Annotated in this window: 13 protein-coding genes and 2 pseudogenes; 10 read left to right on the top strand and 5 right to left on the bottom strand. The window is 34.9% G+C overall.

The genetic code is table 11. From position 1 onward, the window contains the following. The 5 genes and pseudogenes from NSU02_RS17730 to NSU02_RS17710 all read left to right on the top strand — a co-directional run bounded on the left by NSU02_RS17730 (position 1) and on the right by NSU02_RS17710 (position 7,621). Positions 1-1,158, top strand: coding sequence for a restriction endonuclease subunit S (locus NSU02_RS17730; protein WP_339193437.1), 1,158 nt, complete (start codon positions 1-3; stop codon positions 1,156-1,158). Between the two features lie 48 nt (positions 1,159-1,206). Further along, positions 1,207-4,548 (top strand): DEAD/DEAH box helicase family protein, encoded by a 3,342-nt coding sequence (locus NSU02_RS17725; RefSeq protein ID WP_339193436.1) that lies wholly within the window; start codon positions 1,207-1,209, stop codon positions 4,546-4,548. Positions 4,549-4,725: 177 nt separating this feature from the next. Next, positions 4,726-4,981, top strand: a pseudogene (locus NSU02_RS17720) (transposase); the annotation flags it as partial. A gap of 261 nt (positions 4,982-5,242) precedes the next feature. Continuing rightward, positions 5,243-6,520, top strand: a complete 1,278-nt coding sequence (locus NSU02_RS17715) for a HEPN domain-containing protein (RefSeq protein WP_339193434.1) — start codon at positions 5,243-5,245, stop codon at positions 6,518-6,520. A 546-nt stretch (positions 6,521-7,066) separates the two neighbouring features. Further along, positions 7,067-7,621, top strand: a complete 555-nt coding sequence (locus tag NSU02_RS17710) for a hypothetical protein (protein ID WP_339193432.1) — start codon at positions 7,067-7,069, stop codon at positions 7,619-7,621. A gap of 291 nt (positions 7,622-7,912) precedes the next feature. Here NSU02_RS17710 and NSU02_RS17705 read toward each other — a convergent pair. Next, positions 7,913-9,059 (bottom strand): IS3 family transposase gene (locus NSU02_RS17705; protein WP_339193430.1). Its coding sequence is split into 2 segments (ribosomal slippage): positions 7,913-8,788 and positions 8,790-9,059, totalling 1,146 coding nucleotides; the frame shifts between segments, so codons are not numbered across the junction. 195 nt (positions 9,060-9,254) lie between these two features. Between NSU02_RS17705 and NSU02_RS17700 the strand changes: the two genes are divergently transcribed. Together NSU02_RS17700 and NSU02_RS17695 are read left to right on the top strand one after the other, a co-directional pair. Further along, complete coding sequence (locus NSU02_RS17700; protein WP_339193428.1) at positions 9,255-11,300, top strand: AAA family ATPase; 2,046 nt, start codon at positions 9,255-9,257, stop codon at positions 11,298-11,300. Further along, positions 11,297-13,042: an ATP-dependent helicase gene (locus NSU02_RS17695; RefSeq protein ID WP_339193427.1), complete on the top strand. Its 1,746-nt coding sequence runs from the start codon at positions 11,297-11,299 to the stop codon at positions 13,040-13,042. The genes NSU02_RS17700 and NSU02_RS17695 overlap by 4 nt, the downstream gene beginning before the upstream one ends. 561 nt (positions 13,043-13,603) lie before the next feature. Here NSU02_RS17695 and NSU02_RS17690 read toward each other — a convergent pair. From NSU02_RS17690 to NSU02_RS17680, 3 genes are all read right to left on the bottom strand, one after another. Continuing rightward, positions 13,604-14,359: a hypothetical protein gene (locus NSU02_RS17690; protein ID WP_339193425.1), complete on the bottom strand. Its 756-nt coding sequence runs from the start codon at positions 14,357-14,359 to the stop codon at positions 13,604-13,606. A gap of 121 nt (positions 14,360-14,480) precedes the next feature. Continuing rightward, a complete protein-coding gene (locus NSU02_RS17685; protein ID WP_339193424.1) occupies positions 14,481-15,293 on the bottom strand; it encodes an ImmA/IrrE family metallo-endopeptidase in 813 nt (270 codons plus the stop codon). Next, on the bottom strand, positions 15,283-15,723 hold the full coding sequence (locus NSU02_RS17680; RefSeq protein ID WP_339193423.1) for a hypothetical protein: 441 nt from the start codon (positions 15,721-15,723) through the stop codon (positions 15,283-15,285). Before NSU02_RS17680 ends, NSU02_RS17685 begins: the two co-directional genes overlap by 11 nt. 565 nt (positions 15,724-16,288) lie before the next feature. Between NSU02_RS17680 and NSU02_RS17675 the strand changes: the two genes are divergently transcribed. After that, on the top strand, positions 16,289-16,603 hold the full coding sequence (locus NSU02_RS17675; RefSeq protein ID WP_339195866.1) for a hypothetical protein: 315 nt from the start codon (positions 16,289-16,291) through the stop codon (positions 16,601-16,603). A gap of 56 nt (positions 16,604-16,659) precedes the next feature. On the opposite strand, the pseudogene NSU02_RS17670 reads toward NSU02_RS17675, so the two are convergent. Continuing rightward, a pseudogene (locus NSU02_RS17670) lies at positions 16,660-16,976 on the bottom strand (transposase); the annotation flags it as partial. A 126-nt stretch (positions 16,977-17,102) separates the two neighbouring features. Between NSU02_RS17670 and NSU02_RS17665 the strand changes: the two are divergent. Both NSU02_RS17665 and NSU02_RS17660 read left to right on the top strand, forming a co-directional pair. Next, positions 17,103-17,576 (top strand): hypothetical protein, encoded by a 474-nt coding sequence (locus tag NSU02_RS17665; RefSeq protein WP_094244402.1) that lies wholly within the window; start codon positions 17,103-17,105, stop codon positions 17,574-17,576. Between the two features lie 234 nt (positions 17,577-17,810). Continuing rightward, complete coding sequence (locus NSU02_RS17660) at positions 17,811-18,212, top strand: hypothetical protein (RefSeq protein WP_144598294.1); 402 nt, start codon at positions 17,811-17,813, stop codon at positions 18,210-18,212. The last annotated feature ends 345 nt before the right edge of the window (positions 18,213-18,557 follow it).

The following is an 18,557-nucleotide window of genomic DNA, read 5'->3' as shown; positions in this document are numbered from 1 at the left end:
ATGACAGTAACTTTAAAGAGACTTGGTGACATAGCCACTTATGTTAATGGTTATGCTTTTAAGCCTACTGACTGGAAAAACAAAGGTTTGCCTATAATAAGAATTCAAAACTTGACAAACCCAGATAGCCCATTTAACTATTATCAAGGGGAAATTGATGATAAATATATTGTAAATAAAGGAGATATACTCATATCTTGGTCCGCTAGTCTAGGTGTATTTGAATGGTTGGGAGAGAAAGCAGTACTAAATCAACATATCTTCAAAGTTATTTTCGACAAAGAGGATATTGATAAAAGTTATTTTAAATATATAGTACAAAGGTCTTTAGAAAGAGCATTAAAATATTTACATGGTTCTACCATGAAACACATTACTAAAAAATACTTTGATAATATTCTTGTCCCTATTCCAGATTTAGTAACACAGAAAAAAATAGCTAAAGTACTAGACAAAGCCCAAGAACTCATCGACAAACGAAAAGCCCAAATTGAAGCGTTGGACCAGTTAACGCAAAGTGTGTTTTTGGAGATGTTTGGGGATCCAATCAAAAATACAAATCAATACAAGAAAGAAAAGTTAGCTAATTTGTGTATTAAAATAACGGATGGTACTCATCACTCGCCACCTACTGTAAAAGAAGGTATCCCGTACATTACTGCTAAACACTTGAACAAGGGAGGCCTAGATTTCTTCAAAGACCCTACTTACGTCTCGCTAGAAGATCATCAAAAAATTTATGAAAGATGTAACCCAGAGAAAGGGGACGTTCTATATATAAAAGATGGAGCTACAACAGGCATTGCTGCAATAAATCATTATGATTTCGAATTTAGTATGCTATCTAGTTTGGCACTTATTAAAGTCGATTTTAATAAATTGAATAATTACTATTTAACCCATTTTCTTAATAACGAGAGAGTTTTCAGAAAAATAACAAGTGGTATGAACGGTGGAGCAATTAAGAGACTAACATTAAAAAAAATTAACAATATTGAGGTAGTTGTTCCTCCTATTGAATTACAAAATCAATTTGCTGAAATTATTAAAAAAATTGAAATTCAAAAAGAATTATTGCAGAAAAGTTTAGAAGAACTCGAAAATAACTTCAATTCCCTCATGCAACGTGTATTTAAGGGAGAACTATTCAACGATTAATAAATGTGAAGGAAATTCATGTTGGTTTGGTCGAGGGAGGGGGATTTGTTGTTATCCAACTTTCATTTTTTAATAGGAAAACCTCATTATGAGAGCTTTACAAATGCTTGTTTAGAGGCGGAGAAAAGTTTGGTTGTGAGTCCGGCGACGTGCGCGATTTTGACGCGCCGTGCGCTGGAGCTTGCCGTTAAGTGGGTGTACAGCTTTGACAGCGCTTTGAAAGTTCCGTATCAAGATAATCTTTCCAGTTTGATTCATGACAACGTCTTTTTGTCCATTATTGATGAAGACTTGTTGCCGTTGTTGCGTTACATTGTCAAACTGGGAAATGTCGCGGTTCATACGAACTCGATGATTACGAGGGAAGAAGCGATTCTTTCCCTGCATAATCTTCATCAGTTCGTCTCTTGGATTGATTATTGTTATTCGGATGAATATACGGCTACGGACTTTGACGAATCATTGCTGCCAATCGGAGAGGAAAAGCGCGAGCGTCCGGAAGAATTGAAAGATTTATACGAACGGCTAAGTTCCAAAGACAAGCGTCTTGAAGAGATGATGAAAGAAAACGAACAGCTTCGCGCTCTTCTCACCGCCAAACGGGAAGCGAATACAAAAGAATATCACTTCCAAGTCGATGAACTAAGCGAATGGGAAACAAGAAAGAAATATATTGATTTAGATTTGAAGCTGGCGGGTTGGGAATTTAAAAAGGACGTTATTGTGGAATACCCTGTCGTTGGCATGCCGAATGAGGAAGGAGTCGGCTATGTCGATTACGTTCTTTTTGGCGATAACGGAAAGCCGCTGGCGGTCATCGAAGCGAAACGGACAACCGCTGACCCGAACAAAGGAAAGCAACAAGCCAAGCTATACGCCGACTGCATTGAGAAAATGCATGGCCAACGTCCGATTATTTTTTACACAAACGGTTTTGAAACGTATATTTGGGACGACCTTAACTATCCGGCGCGGAGAGTTTCCGGCTTTTACAATAAGGAAGAATTAAGCTTGCTTATTGATCGTCGGACGATGAAGAAGCCGCTAAAAAATGTGCAAATCAATGACAACATAACGAATCGCTATTACCAAAAAGAAGCGGTTTTAGCCGTATGTGACGCGCTTGAGAACAAACGGCGCAAAGCGTTGCTTGTCATGGCGACGGGGAGCGGCAAAACCCGGACGGCGATTTCGATTGTCGATGTTCTTACCCGTCATAATTGGGTAAAAAATATTTTGTTTTTAGCGGACCGCAAAACTCTGGTAACGCAAGCCAAAAACAGCTTTAGCCATTTGTTGCCGAACTTGACACTTTGTAATTTGCTCGATAACAAAGATAATCCAGAGGAAAGCCGCATGGTGTTTTCGACGTACCCGACAATGATGAACGCGATTGACGAAGCGAAACGAAAAGACGGCAAACGCCTCTTTACCGTCGGGCATTTTGATTTAATTATCGTCGATGAATCCCACCGCAGTATTTATAAGAAGTACCGAGCAATTTTTGACTATTTTGACGCAATATTGCTTGGGCTTACCGCCACACCAAAGGACGAAATTGACCGCAATACGTATGAAGTGTTTGATCTGGAAAACGGTGTGCCGACCTATGCCTATGAGTTAGATCAAGCAGTTCAAGATGGATATTTAGTGGATTATCGTACCATTGAAACAAAGCTTAAATTTCTTGAAGAGGGCATTCATTACGATGAGTTATCTGATGAAGAAAAAGAACGATATGAAGAAACATTTGATGATGAAGTAGGCGAGGATATTGACAGTGCAGCGTTAAACGAATGGTTGTTTAATGACGATACGATTGATACGGTACTCAGAGATTTAATGGAAAAAGGAATTCGCGTCGAAGGCGGAGACAAACTCGGCAAAACGATTATTTTTGCGAAAAATCATCGTCATGCGGAACGGATTGTGGAGCGCTTTGATCAATTGTTCCCTGAATACAAGGGCGGCTTTGCACGAGTCATTGATTACAGCGTGAACTACTACCAAACATTAATCGATGATTTTTCCGACCGTAACAAATTGCCGCAAATTGCGGTATCGGTCGATATGCTCGATACTGGAGTGGATATTCCGGAAGTCGTCAACCTTGTGTTCTTTAAAAAGGTACGCTCCAAATCAAAGTTTTGGCAAATGATTGGACGCGGAACCCGTTTATGCAAAGACTTATTCGGAGTCGGACAAGATAAAACGCATTTCCTTATTTTTGACTATTGCGGCAACTTTGAGTTTTTCCGGGAAAATCCGAAAGGAATCGAAGGAAAAGCGGTGGAAAGCTTAACGGAGCGTCTATTTAATGCCAAAATCGAAATCATTAAAGAACTGCAGCATTTACAATACCAAGAAGAAGAGTATATTGCCTATCGCAATGAATTGATTGACGAGGTGCTAGCGGAAATCAATAAGTTAAACGAAGAAAACTTCCTCGTACGCCAACATATTCAATACGTACACAAGTTTAAAAACCGGACTAAATGGGACTCCTTAACAGCGATAGATGTTAATGAAATCAAAGAACATATTTCGCCGCTGATTGTTCCGCTAAACGATGATGAATTGGCGAAACGTTTTGATTTGCTTATGTACACGATTGAGTTGGCAAAACTGCAAACGAAAAATGCGACGAGGCCGATTCGGAGTGTGATTCGTACTGCAGAGGCATTGTCGAAACTCGGTTCGATTCCTCAAGTGATGGAGCAAAAATACATCATCGAAAAGGTGCAAACGGAAGAGTTTTGGAGCGAAGCCGATATTTTCGAATTGGAAGCTGTTCGCGAAGCGTTGCGTGACTTAGTTAAATTCCTTGAAAAAGAAACGCAAAAAATTTACTATACGAACTTTAAAGACCAAGTTTTAGAGGTCAAAGAAAACGGTCCGATGTTTACTGTCAATGATCTGAAAAATTATCGGAAAAAGGTGGAACATTATCTGCACGAACACCGCGACCAGATGGCCATTTATAAGCTGCGAAATAATAAAAAGCTAACAGTCCAAGACTTAAAAACGTTGGAGCATATTCTTTGGAATGAGCTTGGCACACAGGAAGATTATAAAAGAGAATTCGGAGACACACCGATTACAAAACTTGTCCGCCAAATCGTCGGCCTTGACCCACAGGCCGCCAACGAAGCGTTTTCCGAATTTTTATCAAGCGAACTATTGAACATCCAACAAAGCCGTTTTGTCAAATTGATCGTCGATTACTTTGTGAAAAACGGAGTCATGGACAAGCGGGTGCTGCAGGAAGAACCGTTTAAAACCATCGGCAGCATTGTTGAACTCTTTAAAGACAACATGGATGACGCGCGGAAGATTATTAGTATTATCGATGAGATTAACCGGAATTCGGAAGATATTGTGGGGGCGTAGCAAAAGCGTTCTTTGTGATATCTGGTTAGCCGTTGGGGTTGTTGCTAACGTTTCAATATATTTTGTTTTTCTTCGGTGTTAAGGCATCTTTGAGGCTGGAAACGTCTTGAAGATGCCTTATATTTCTTATACATATAGAACGAAACGAGTATAAATGTTGTGTAGATAGCCCATATTGAGTCGAAATGGTCCGGCAAATATCCAAGAGAAGTTCAATCTTGGGCCAATGAGTTGGATGTTCTCCTTACATTTATGGATGATCCAAGCTGTATTCGAAATGTGATTTACACAACCAATACTATCGAACGAACGATCAAGGAGATTCGGAAACGTCTAAAGCCGATGAACAGTTTAAGCAGTTTAGAGTCTGCAGAAAAAGTCGTGTATTAACCATCTAGGACTTTAATGAGAAAGGGCAGGACGAAAGTTGTGAGGATTTGCCGAAGCGCAGGAAGCCCTCCAACGCATGTTTGAAGAACGTTACAATTAACCAAATAATGTAAATGTATATGATAAGGGGATTCTCCTTTTCTACAAAGGGTACTGAATATTCAGTCTTATGTGTGGAGGAAACGAGTCCACTATCCATTCCAAATCTATTTCAGAGATACCCATCTTGCATTACACAAAATTCTTGACGGTACCAATATTTTTTTAATCAATATCACAAATTAATAGGAGAGGGAGGGTTTAAATGGGGACTAAAATATTGATTAATTCATCAATTTTTCCTGTGATAATGAGTATTCAAGAAAAAGACATTAATGGTGAATACACAAAAGTTTATCATTTACCTAGAAGCGTTAATTCATTATATCTAGAAAATATTAAAGATAAAAATGAAATAAACCTTCTTATAAAATATGCGAATAAGGAAAAATTTAGTGATAAAGAATTTGAAACCATGTTCAAGTTCTTCCTTAACAATATAAAAAAGCCAGATATTAATAGTGAAAGTAAAACTATGGATTTTTTGACAAACTTTGGCGTAGAAATGATCAATAATAATGGTATTACAGAATTACAACTTATTGAGGATTATGTTCCTTATATTAAAAAGGAAACTTGGGAATGCATTGTACTTGATATTTTAAAAGATTTATACACCAATATTATAAGACAATATGATTTTGGAGATATTCAGATTTATTTGGGTCCTTGGAAGACAGACTTTAACGAAGAAAATCAATCACTATTAAATTCTTTTAGAAGTGCTTTTCTTTTTACGCTTGTCAGCTTTCTCTATGGAGATAACAGACATTTATATAACTCGTTTTATGAATTTTTTAACAGTGAATTTTCAAAACGTATAGCTTTTGTGTATGGAATTTGGAAAACCAAAAAAGCTGGGGAAAAAGTTAAGTACATACCTATATATGATAGTTTTTTTAATATGAAAGGTTTACAAGTTGATGAATTAATAGAAATAATACTTGCTGTATTGGAAAATAACGAGCTATCTATGAATGATAAGGATATGATCAAAAATGCAATTATTAATGGTGCAGAGACTTTCCATAAAAACGTAGATGCACAAACACTACAATTAGAAAAAACACTAATTAAACCAGTAGTAAATTATATAATGGAAATACAATCAGCTGCTGATGACTTGAAGGCTGCTCAAACCTTACATGGAGAACAGTTGTATAATCAGTCTGTTAATAGATCTTATTATTCAATGATGCATTCATTGAAAGCATTATTAGAAAAAGAAAAAATGCTTTCTGACTGGGAGCCAAGTGTTTTGAACGTTAAAGAAAATCATAAACAATTAGAGAATAAATTAATAACTTTGGTAAATAATGGTATAATATCGCAAAGTTATTTAAATTCATTTAGATATGTTAAACAAAAAAGATGGATAGCAGATTATAATATTGCAAAAATAGATGAACCAGAAAGCAAAGATTGTATAAATAAAGCGGATGAATTTTTATCAGAGGTCAAAAGAATTACGCAGATTGGTTAAGCTATTTAAATGATTGGGAGGCTCCTTTAAAAACAATTAGGTAAAGTGAGCAGAAAAAAATATTATTTTCGGTAAAATAAGCATCGAGGTATTCTTTGATGCTTGCTTTACCGAATTTTTATATTAAGAATCCCTTGATATCAAAGGATTTAAGTATTCTTTATTTTTATGTTACAAGCTAATTAAAAAGTCCTCGGTAAAACTTGCAAAAAAGCAGAGAATATGGCCAAAATTAAGAGGAAAACTGTATAGAATAACGGTGAGATTGTCCAAAGAGTTGATAGAGAAAGTATTACGAAGTTGCCTTAGTACGATTATAATTGTAGCGTCTGAAGTTTTGCACGTTATATTTCTTATTACCCTGTTTATCTCTATGAATGATTTTTGTGATTAACTGATTAATTTCTAACTGTGGCAATTCTTCATTGTCTGTCTTTCTATATAGAGAGAAGGTATTAATAAACAAAAATTTTGAAGTCTAGAAAAATTAAATTAAAATCCAAAGCAATTAAAGTATCAACCTAATCATTTGTTAGGAGAATGTATATGAGGGTAGGTCTTATGTATATTGATAGTATCTTTAATAATGAAGAAATTAAAGAATTAAAAAGTTTTTTAGATATAGAAGGAGTGAATTTTAAGGTCATTGATAAGGGAAGAAGAATTACTGCAAATATTGATGAGTTAAATCCAGTAATAACTATTTTTATTGACTTTGTAATTAGTAGCGGTCTCCTTGTATCTTTAGGTGCGAGTGTGGTGTGGGATGGATTTAAAACAATGGTTAAATATGTTGTTTTAAAAACAAAAGGTAAAAAATTTTATAAAGTGACATCTAAGAAAGTTGAAGAACGCGACCGAACTATAAGTATCGTAACACGTATTAACAATAATGAAATATTTTTTAAGTTGGAAGGCCTTGAGAGTGTAGAGGAGTTAGATTTAGCGCTTGAAAAATTACTTCCTATGATTGAAAAACAACTTAATGAAATGAAAAGCAATAATCAAATTTATATTGCTAGTTTCGATAAAATACTAAATGAGTGGGTTACTGATAATTTTATAGAGAAAATAAGAAGGGAAAATGGCTTAAAAAGATAAGCCATGCTGATAGTTAAAGGCAAACACTCCTACATCAAAATTGTTTGCGATTACCACTCAAGGCATGTGGAGAGTTGTAATGCACCCCTTTGTCAAGACACAAATTGATAATATTTAAGTTATCCATTCTCTCCTTTCGCTATGAATGTGGTGCGTGTGCGATAAAGGCTTGACATGGAGCCTCTACGGGCACGATTTTTTGCGCTGGAGCGATGGACAGATAACATCGCATGGCTAAAACAGCCTATCATGCCCGTCTCTCCATATAAAGCCTCTCATCACGTTCGATGGTTAGGATGCTTGAGCCATCTTAGGTTGCTTGTACACTGTTGCTGGCGTCAAATAGTCCAAGGATTGGTGAGGTCGGTCTGTATTATAGAACGTAACATAGCGTCGAATGCCTTTTCGCAACTCTTTAGGATTATCGAATTCATTGAGATAGATACATTCATACTTTAAAGCTCTAAAGAAGCGTTCCGTACGACTATTGTCTGTTGCTCGTCCTTTGCCATCCATTGATACCTGGATGCCATACTCTTTCAACAGCCCGAGATAGTCAGCGTTTGTAAAATGGCTGCCCTGGTCACTATTGATGATGGTCGGCTTACCATGACGCAATGCCCGCTTAAGACAGTTGATGACAAATCCTTTCTCCAGCGTACTAGATAACTCGTAATCGATCACTTTGCGGCTGAACCAGTCGATGATGGTAAACAGATACATAAAGCCCCGTCCCATACGAAGGTAGGTGATATCCACTCCCCACACATGGTTCGGATGGGTGATCTCCAATCCACGGAGCAGGTAAGGTCGGCAGTACTTGGCATGTAGCCTCTTACTAATGTTGGGTTTAGGGTAAATAGCTTGTATACCCATAAGGCGCATGAGACGGCGTACGCGTTTACGATTCACATCAAATCCTTTCTCACGAAGTTTCGCAGTCATGCGCCTGTAGCCAAAGTAGGGATGAACTGTATAAAGCATATCCATTTCGTGCATGAGCATGATGTTTTCTGAGCTTTCTGTTTGCCCCTTTGATTGGCGATACACGCTAGTACGATGAATACCTAATAACTGTGCCTGACGCTTGATGCTGATCGATGGGTGATTGAATTCGACCATAGCCTTTCGTTCGTCAACAGACTTATTTGAGTCCAGATTTTTTTTTCAGCCAGTCAACTTCAACCGTTAACTGACCTACCAATTTCTCTAAATTTTCTTGTTTGGCCTCATATTCTTTACGGATTTTATCCACTTCGCTTGAGCCTTTTTCAAAGACCATCGAGGATCGTTCTAGAAATTCTGCTTTCCAACGACTGACCATGACTGGGCTTAATTCATATTTGGCGGCTATTTCATTGACGGTTTGCTCTTCACGCAACACCTCAAGAACCACCTTAGCTTTAAATTCTGCGGTATATCGGTTTCTTTTTTTCATGGTATCATTATAACTTATTTATCACGCTCATGTGTCTCACCTTATGGGAGCATTATAAGTTGTGCGTTGCTTATAAAAAAATAAATATTTGGAAAAGCTCGTTTCTGAAAATCAATGAAACGGGCTTTTTCGAGGAACATATATTTTTTAATGTACTATATTCAAATTAATTATCGTGTAAAGGGGATTTAAGAAATGTATATTTCGAGCATAGAACTAAATAATTATAGAAATTTTAGGTCAAATATTATTGAATTTAACAAAGGAATTAACGTAATTATTGGCTCTAATAATTCAGGTAAATCTAATTTATTAAGAGCTATGGCATTAATATTTAACCCTTCTGAAAAAAAGAATTTATCTATTGATGATTTTAATAAGACTATTTCACTTGAAGAACTAAAATTGCAACCACCTAAAATTAATATTTCAGTAACTTTTAGTCAAGATGATAAAGAAAATTTAATGGGAGATGATTTGGTTATAGTAAGTCAATGGTTGACTAAATTGGAGGAGCCATACGAAGCAAAATTACATTATGAATTTTGCTTGCCATTAAAACACCATGAAGATTATAAAAGAATGTTATCTTCAGCAAAATCTGAAGTAGAGGCTTGGGAAATTATTGATAGAAATTTTTTAAGGCTATATACATACAAAATTTATGGTGGTAATTTAGAAAATCAAATTATAGCAGATGGAGAGTATTTAAAGAAATTTGATTATCAGTTTTTAGATGCTATTCGAGATGTGGAAAGGGACATGTTTAGCGGGAAGAATACACTTTTAAAAAATGTTTTAGATTTCTTTATGGACTATGATATTAAGTCTAAAAATATAGATGATAGTGAAAAAGAACAACTAATAAAAAATAAAAAAATGCAATTTGAAGAAAAGGCTAAATTATTACTGGATTTATTGAATGAAAGGATGCTAGAAGGCAAGAAACAAATTTTATCGTATTCAAAAGATATAGGTGCTTCTTTTGATAATACTGTACCCAATTTTGCAGGCAGCATTACAGATATTGAACTTTATTCAGCACTTCGATTAATTATAGAAAATAAAACTGGAATTCAATTGCCTATAACACATAATGGCCTTGGCTATAATAATTTGATTTTTATGTCTTTATTATTGGCAAAAATGCAAGTAAATGCGAATGAAACGTATCTAGGAAGCAATGCGAAAGTATATCCAATGCTTATTATTGAAGAACCAGAAGCACATTTACATCCTACGATGCAAGGACAACTATTAAAGTTTTTAAAACAAAATTTAAAACAAAAAAAGGTGCGACAAATATTTATAACTACACATTCCACTCATATAACAGGATCATTAAGGTTAGATGAATTGATTTGTTTATATAAGGTTAAAAATGAAACACACGTTAGTTATCCAGGTAGAGTTTTTGAAAATAATGAAGATAGTAAGAAATATGTGGAAAGATTTTTAGATGCTACAAAATCCAATATGCTCTTTGCAGAAAAAATAATTTTAGTAGAAGGAATGGCAGAACAATTGCTTATGTCTGTTTTTGCTGAGTATTTAGAAAAGTTGTTAGAAGATAACCATGTAGCAGTTATCAATGTAGGTGGAAGATACTTCGATCATTTTTTATATTTATTTAATACTAAAAATAAATATGCAATTAATAGAAAAGTTGCATGTATTACAGATAGAGATCCAGAAAGAAAAAATCTTTCAGTAGAAAAAACTTCCTATAAAAAATGCTACCCTTTTGAAATGCAAATTGAACCGACACAATATGAATATAAATGTAATAAACGAAAAGCAGACTATTCATCAAACATTGAATTTTTCTTACAGGATGAGGTTTATGGAAAAACTTTAGAGTATGATTTAATTCGTTTTAACCCTACTGCTGAAATTTTAATAACAAATTCAATGTCGAATAAAGAAGAAATAAAAGAACTCATGGATTTGTATAAGAAAGGTAAAGATCTAAATAAAATGTTTGAACGAATAAGTAAATCTGAAGAAAATAATAGAATTATTGAGGCACTTCAAAACCCAAATTTGAAATGGGCTGAAAATGACAAAAAAATAGCATTAATAGCTGCTAGATATTTAAATTCAGTGGGCAAAGGTGTTAATGCTTTGGAATTAGCTCATGTTTTGCAAGAAAATTTAACAAAAAAAGGTACGAAAGAATATGTGGATTTTGTTGTACCTGATTATATAAAGGAAGCTATAGAATGGGTGTGTGAAAATTGATTACTATAACTTCTAGCGATTTAATTCCTATAGAGCAACATTTTAAAGTCATAGCTGGGCCAGGTGCAGGAAAAACACATTGGTTAGTTAACCATATAAAAAATGTTGTTAAAAATTCAGTGAGATTAGAAAAGACACGGAAGATAGCATGTATCACATACACAAATATTGCTGTAGAAACTATTATGAAAAGGTTAGGTACTAGCATAGCTAACAGAGTAGAAGTATCTACTATTCATAGTTTTTTATATAGGCATGTTGTAAAACCCTATCTTTTTATAATAGCTGATGAATTTGAAGTGAACTTTAAAAAAGTTAATGGTCATGAAAGTATAAGTCCCCGATACTCTATTATAAGAAAATGGTTAGAGAGTCATAAACGAGTAGATGATTTAGTAGCTCCTAATACTTGGAAGCAATTACTCCGTGAAGAAAAGTTCGATTCTTTGCTAAGGTGGCTTGAAAATTTGCAATATAGGTATGATCCAGAAGAAAATTTAAAGTTAGTAGGGAATCCCGAAAAAGCAGGCGCAATTAAAAAGGTGGCTGAAATTTTAGAAGATGATTTGATAAGTTATAAAAAATTATTTTGGTCAAATGGAAAAATTGATCATGATGATGTTTTATTTTTTAGTTATGTATTAATTACAAAGTATCCATTTATATTAAAAGTTTTAAGATCAAAATTTCCATATTTTTTCTTGGATGAATTTCAAGATACCAATCCGATTCAAGCAAAAATTATTAAATTAATAGGAGAAGAAGAAACTATTATTGGCATAATAGGGGATCCTGCACAGTCCATTTATTCCTTTCAAGGGGCAAGTCTAAAAGATTTTAATAATTTTCAATTAGAAAACATGGTCCAATATCAAATTCTTGAAAATAGACGAAGTTCAAATCAGATTATTAATTTATTAAATAGTGTTCGAATGGATATTGTACAAAATAAATATAAAAATATTGATAATGATGTACCTATATTATTTATTGGAAAACCTATAGATGCTTTTAATAGAATAAAGCAATTATATGGGGAAGATATTATTATTCATACATTGTCTAGGGATAATCTTACAGCTAATGCGATGAAGTCAATGATTACTTTAGATGGAATGAATACAAACTTATTAACAATATTTAAAGAGGCGGATACTGATCCAAAGAGATATAAAATAATTTTAAACTCGGTTGAATCCGTTGAATTTGCACGAATTGGTGATTATAAAAATGCATTGGAAAAAATGAAAGAGTTGTTTAGTGATTATTCAAATAAAGAAAAAATAAACAACTCTATTATATTACTTCAAGAGTTATTACGTAACTATAGTAATTATAAAGATAAACCTATTATGGATTTTTATAATATTTTAAAACCATACTTTAAATTTATGGCTGGATTTAGAAAAGGAGCTGCTAAAGATTTTTATAATAGAAATTTATATAAGCACATTGCGATTTGTATAAATTATAAAGATGATATTAGTCATCATCGTACTATTCACAAAGCAAAAGGTGATGAATTTGAAAATGTTTTATTAATTTCGGAATCTGCTGAATTTTTAATTAGTCCTGATTTAGAAAATGAAGAGGAACATCGGATTTATTATGTTGGTATGAGTAGAGCGATAAGTCTGTTATTCATTGTAGTTCCTAAGTTATTAAAGAAGGAACAGAAGTTTATAAAAGAAAAATATAGTATTCGGATAGAAGATCTGTCGGACATTCCACAACTTAATTGAATTCAAATATAAACTTATTAATATTTTTTTAGAAATTGATTCCAGCCTTTCTTATATGAGAGCAATGTTGCCGAAAGCGATTTTTTATCTAGGATAGTAAGTTTTTCAAACTAAATAAGTAGATAAGGAGATCTTTTAGAGATGCAAACTGATTTTTATGAGTTAAAAAAAGAATTAATATATAAGAAAGTAGCTGATTCAATTCAATTTTTGGATAACGTTTTATTTAATTTTGAAACACTAAAATATTGAAGGAATTTTATAAACAAGTTGACAGAAGAATATGACCGAAGAATCAAGGAGTATCATTCAAGAATTAATAATAAATTGCGAGATAGAGGTAGTGCCTCTATAACTAGTGGTTTCAGGCAAACACTGCTACATCAATATGTCTGCGATTACCACCCAAGCCATGTGGAGTGTGTGGCGAAGATGGTTTTGAGGGAAAATTAAGCTGAGGGAGCTGGAAATCCGTAAAGATTTTCGGAGCTCCATCTGCTTTTATTTCGATTTAGTCAATGAAGAAAATTCAGGGATTGCCTCATGGAAGGACAGGAACTTTTAAAATTGTATTTTGATTATTTGTTGGCTAATCCATTCAACCAATTTTTGGTTGGAAATGGGTGTGTGAAAAGAGGTTCCGTTCAAACTATATAGAATATTTCTTGATTGATCACGATTGCTTTTTTCAATCAAATCGAACAATTCTTCTTTACTTAAATCAGCTTGATGAAAAAGAGAAAGAATTAAGGATTCATAGGACATGAATTGATAAAGTTGAATAAGGTCAAAAGTATGATCGATATTAATTAATTCCATTAACCTCTCATTGTTTAAAAATGTCCTAAAAGGTCCATAAATTCCCTTTTCATCTTCACTGACGATATAAACAGGACCGAAATACAAGCTCAATAATGCGAGGGAAAAAATAGTGATAAAACGTTCGCCGGCATTTTTTCCATTGGCAATAATACAACCAATTAATGTTTCTAGAGCAGCTTCAGAATGAGAATCGATTTCTTTAATGGAATCACGTATTGTTTGATTCGTTCTGACAGCTTCTAAAGATATGTTTTTCAATATATTGAATGCAGCTTCTTTTGTGCCAATCATATCCCTTAATAATTCAAATATGATTTCTAAATCTACTACATATATTTCATGCTCTGTAGAAAGAATTCGAAATAATTCATAATAGTATTGTTCAAATGCCTTTTCATCTGGTAAGTTTTTGGAGGCTCCCTCAAGGATGATGTCTGGAATAAGAATAAGTTTAGAAAATTGAAATCCCTTTTGTATTATGAAAGGATTACACACAGCATCCTTCCTTAGCTTTGACAGCATCATATTATCCATAATGTAAAGTGCTTGATTAGCGTATAGAGACTTTTTTAGGCTATCCAAATGAAATTGGATAAAAGGTTTTATGGGACGGATCTTAGGATTTTCGATAGCCTTCATTTTCACTTTCACCCGCTGACTCTTTTCGCCAATCTAGCACTAATTGATATAATTTTTTATATTTATTGATGATGGATTGGTAATCTTCTTCATTTAGGTTATTTTCCGCTTTTGATATCAAGTTTTTATAATCGTCAATTTTAATTTTATTGCTGGCTGCAAATAAGGTACGGTCTATTTCATCAGGCAGGTTATTTTTATAATCATAATCAATAATATCTTTCGCTTCATCTATGGTAATGAATTGATTTTGAACCAGTTTTATTACGATTGCCTTATAAGGAACTTCAAAAACAGGAATTAAATGAACTGCAATATCGGCTAAACTAAGACTGTTATCCTTTTTCAAAAATGCATATTTCCGATTTAAAATATGATCATTAATAAGAATTTCACCTGCAAAAAGATTTGGCAGTCTCTCCTTTTCATCAAAAATACTATCTACCATAACAAAATTTTCTTCTTTTTTCTTAACTCTATCTTTATCAAAATAACAGTGGTAGAACTCATGCGCCCACATAAAGTTCTCATAAATTTTAGGCTGTGCTGTATTGATTTGTATATAAAAATCCTGATTGTAATAAAAAACTAAACCGCCATAATCAGAATTTTTAATGGGAAATTCTAATACGCGTGCATTTTCATATAAATAATTTTTAATGAATTCTAAAGGCTTAGAGGCAATAAGAGGATCACCGGAAGACTTTAACATCTCAATTTTTGATTTCACTTCAGGCAAATAATCTCGGTTAAAATTGACTACTTGTTCTATATTCTCTTTATTGATCACGATGTTCTCCCCCAAACATAACTGGTGAATGAGACAAAGGTTTGAGAACATCAATCAATTCTACAAATTCTCTAAAAACTTTCATACCTTCTTTAAATGCTTCATTCACTTCTCCATTTAAAGAAAGTGCAGCAAAATCCATAAAATTTTGTTCTTCAATTTTTTCATTGACACCTTTAGGCAAATCCATTTCTTTACGATGAAAATAAAACGGATCTTTAATTCTAAACAGCTTTAACATTTTCTCCTCAAATTGATCAACATTTCCTTCACCTTTAAGAAATCTATAAAAAGCACCTTTACTTATTCCTAATCGATCTATAACCCAGCTATGTTTTACACCTTTCGCATCTAAATATTTCCTTATATTTTCTCCAATGATTTTTTTGGTCTCGCTCATCATCACACCTCCAAGTCTTTTGGTATTCATTTTATATACTTCTATATATTATTATACGCAATACGCGTAAAAAAGTACATTATGTTAGATAAAATAGTACGTGTTTTGAATACTTTTATAAGATGAAGATGGAAACCATAAAAAGTCCGTACTTCAGCTAAAGCTTCTCCATTCTGAAATGTATTATGAACGTCAATCGCTAATAGTATGAATCGTCTAACTGGACAACGAAATTAAGGTCAAGCAGACGGACCGCTAAATGATGCTGCACAATAATCATAAGTGATCTGTTCTAGAAACTTTACATGAGTGGAGGGCATGCCGGCTAGTTATACAGATTATCTGAATTCCCGGCTTAGAGGCATACCCGTAGAGGATCCATGTCAAGTGGATGCAGTAGTTCTAAAACCTATTGATTTCTGCTTTCATTTCGACTGGTCGACGATCCGATGAAGAAATTGTGACGTTAGTCTTTAAAGAACAAGAACACCTCGAGGTTTTGCTCTAACGCGCTTCCCAAGCTGTAGAAGCCCTGCCCCAGATCATTACCGACATAGTGGACTTTATTACCAATAACCTGCCTGAGATTATCGCAATGGGCATCGAGCTTACAGTTCAGCTCGCGGCAGGATTAATTAAAGCGATTCCGCAGCTCGTAGCCTCGCTGTCGCAGATTATCGCGGCCATTGTCAGTAGTTTGGGAAAGGCCGTGGGCGCTGTATTTGAAATCGGTAAGAACATCGTAACCGGTCTGTGGGAAGGCATCAAGTCTCTCGCTTCGTGGCTCGACGAAAAGGTATCCGGCTTCTTCTCCGGCATCGTGGACGGCGCCAAAAGCCTGCTTAGTATCAATTCGTCCTCGAAGGTATTTGCTGGTATCGGCCAAAACATGGGCGAGGGATCGGCGTAAGCTTTACCGAGGCCATGTCCAGAGTGGAGAAGGAAATGCGAAAAGCCATCCCCATCGATTAGAGGACCCCTGGACTGGACTCGATTATTCTCCCGCACTTTAAGATTCAAGGCATCTCAATTAAAAAAGGGTAATGAGTTTGTAGGGGCTTCATTCTAAATTCATGGACTATAGGGTCTAGTTTTTTGCAAAGGGCTGAAACAGTGGATTTCGAGAATTTCTTGCCACATAATTGTTCTGTAATTTTTTGTACTTTCCGAGTTGAAACACCGTTTACCACTATTTCCATCATAGCAAGCAATAATGCTTGTTCGCTACGCTGATAGCATTCAAAGAGATCGGTACTAAATTTGCCATTACGATGCCGTGGTACGTGTAAGTGGCAAATATGAAATTTTGTGTAAAATAATGGTAATATCTGGACGATATATATAATGAGGGTCAATTATTCTATGGGCTGGTGAATCCTCAAAAATAACATTTGAAAGGGGGTGCTCATATGAAAGCAAAGAGGTTAATCAGTTTATTGCTTGTGATGGTCGTAGTATTTTTCATGACAACAACCGCATTCGCCGCTTCGTCATCGAAAACATTCACCTCATCCTCTGGAACAATCGGTTCAATGAGTCTGTATCTTGACCCGGGTGAGAGTGGTTCCTCGTCTATTGCTACAATTAATGTCTCCGGATTACCGGCAGATGCGGTCATTACAAAGGTCGTTGCTGATTGTAACACGATGTCGTATTCTGGCGCAATCCTGTCAAACAGATTGTATATAACAACTAGTAACATTTCCGGATGGACATCGGCACCATGGGGATCTGGTAACAAAACAGAAATTTCTGCAGGATTGATTGGCACGCTTGCGAATGGCACATATCAACTTTACTATACGGGAACCAACGTCAGCAGTTTGTCTCCCGGTTATAAAACATATAAAAATATAAAGCTGACGGTGTACTACAACTACTAAACAACATCTTAAACCCGGATAGGTAAGTAGTGGTTATCTCCAGATATTTTCCAGCAAAGTATCTGGCGAAATCCTATGCAAAGGAGTGAATGGAAAATAAGTCGTATAAAACCATTAGATGTCAACTTAATCAATATATTGCTTGGAACAAAAATTGACAATAGGCTGCGGATGAATGGCTTTCCGTCCCCTGACTTTACCAGGTTCGATTTCTGCACGAAAACAGCCCCTGCCATGAGTGAAGAAGAATTCAGAGAGGCTATTATTGAACAGGCAAAAAAAGATGCCGCCAAAGGTATCTGTGGCGGTGAATCTGCGGGCTACAGAAATCTTATGAAAAGCTATATTTCCGTTGTGTCTCCAGATAGAAAAGGTATTATCGCAAAAGCATCCCAAAGTTTTGCCGGCAAAGGCCGAATATCCTTTGTGGAGTTCAAAGATGCAGGTAATAATGTCATTGCCCATTATTCACAAAATAATGGTTGGACAATGGTGATGACAAAAGCAGAAATGGCACGAACTAGTGAGTTTAGCGCAATATACGTTGAAGCATGGCGCGAGGCATATTATGGGAAAGGCAATACTATCGATGGTGCTGCCATCTCATCGGGAAGTACATTCAGCGTATCTGTTTAATCTCACCAGTTTCTATTCAATTTTCGGGCGGGGGTGTCCGATAAGTCCCTAAAATGAAGCAAGTGGAGAAAAACAATGCGTTTCTCTCCACCTGCTTTTATATTTTTTCGATTTTTATCTGAAAGTAGCTGGCGGATGCCGGCTACTTTCAGGAAGTTGTGGGCTAATGCCACTATCCTGGCCTCTTTTACATCAATTCGATTAATGAATTGATGCAGCATTTCTGGTGTTCATTCATTAGGTATATAATAACAAAGACAACTGATAAGTGAAGGAGTTCAAAAAAATGAAACATTTTTTTTGAAAATTATTTAAGAAGAAAATTTGCGTGATAATGTCAAAGAA

The sequence above is a fragment of the Aeribacillus sp. FSL W8-0870 genome (assembly GCF_037963755.1).
Taxonomy (GTDB): Bacteria; Bacillota; Bacilli; order Bacillales; family Aeribacillaceae; genus Aeribacillus; species Aeribacillus composti.
The sequence above is the reverse complement of the archived record's forward strand: the minus strand, read 5'-3'. Positions and strand labels throughout refer to the sequence as shown.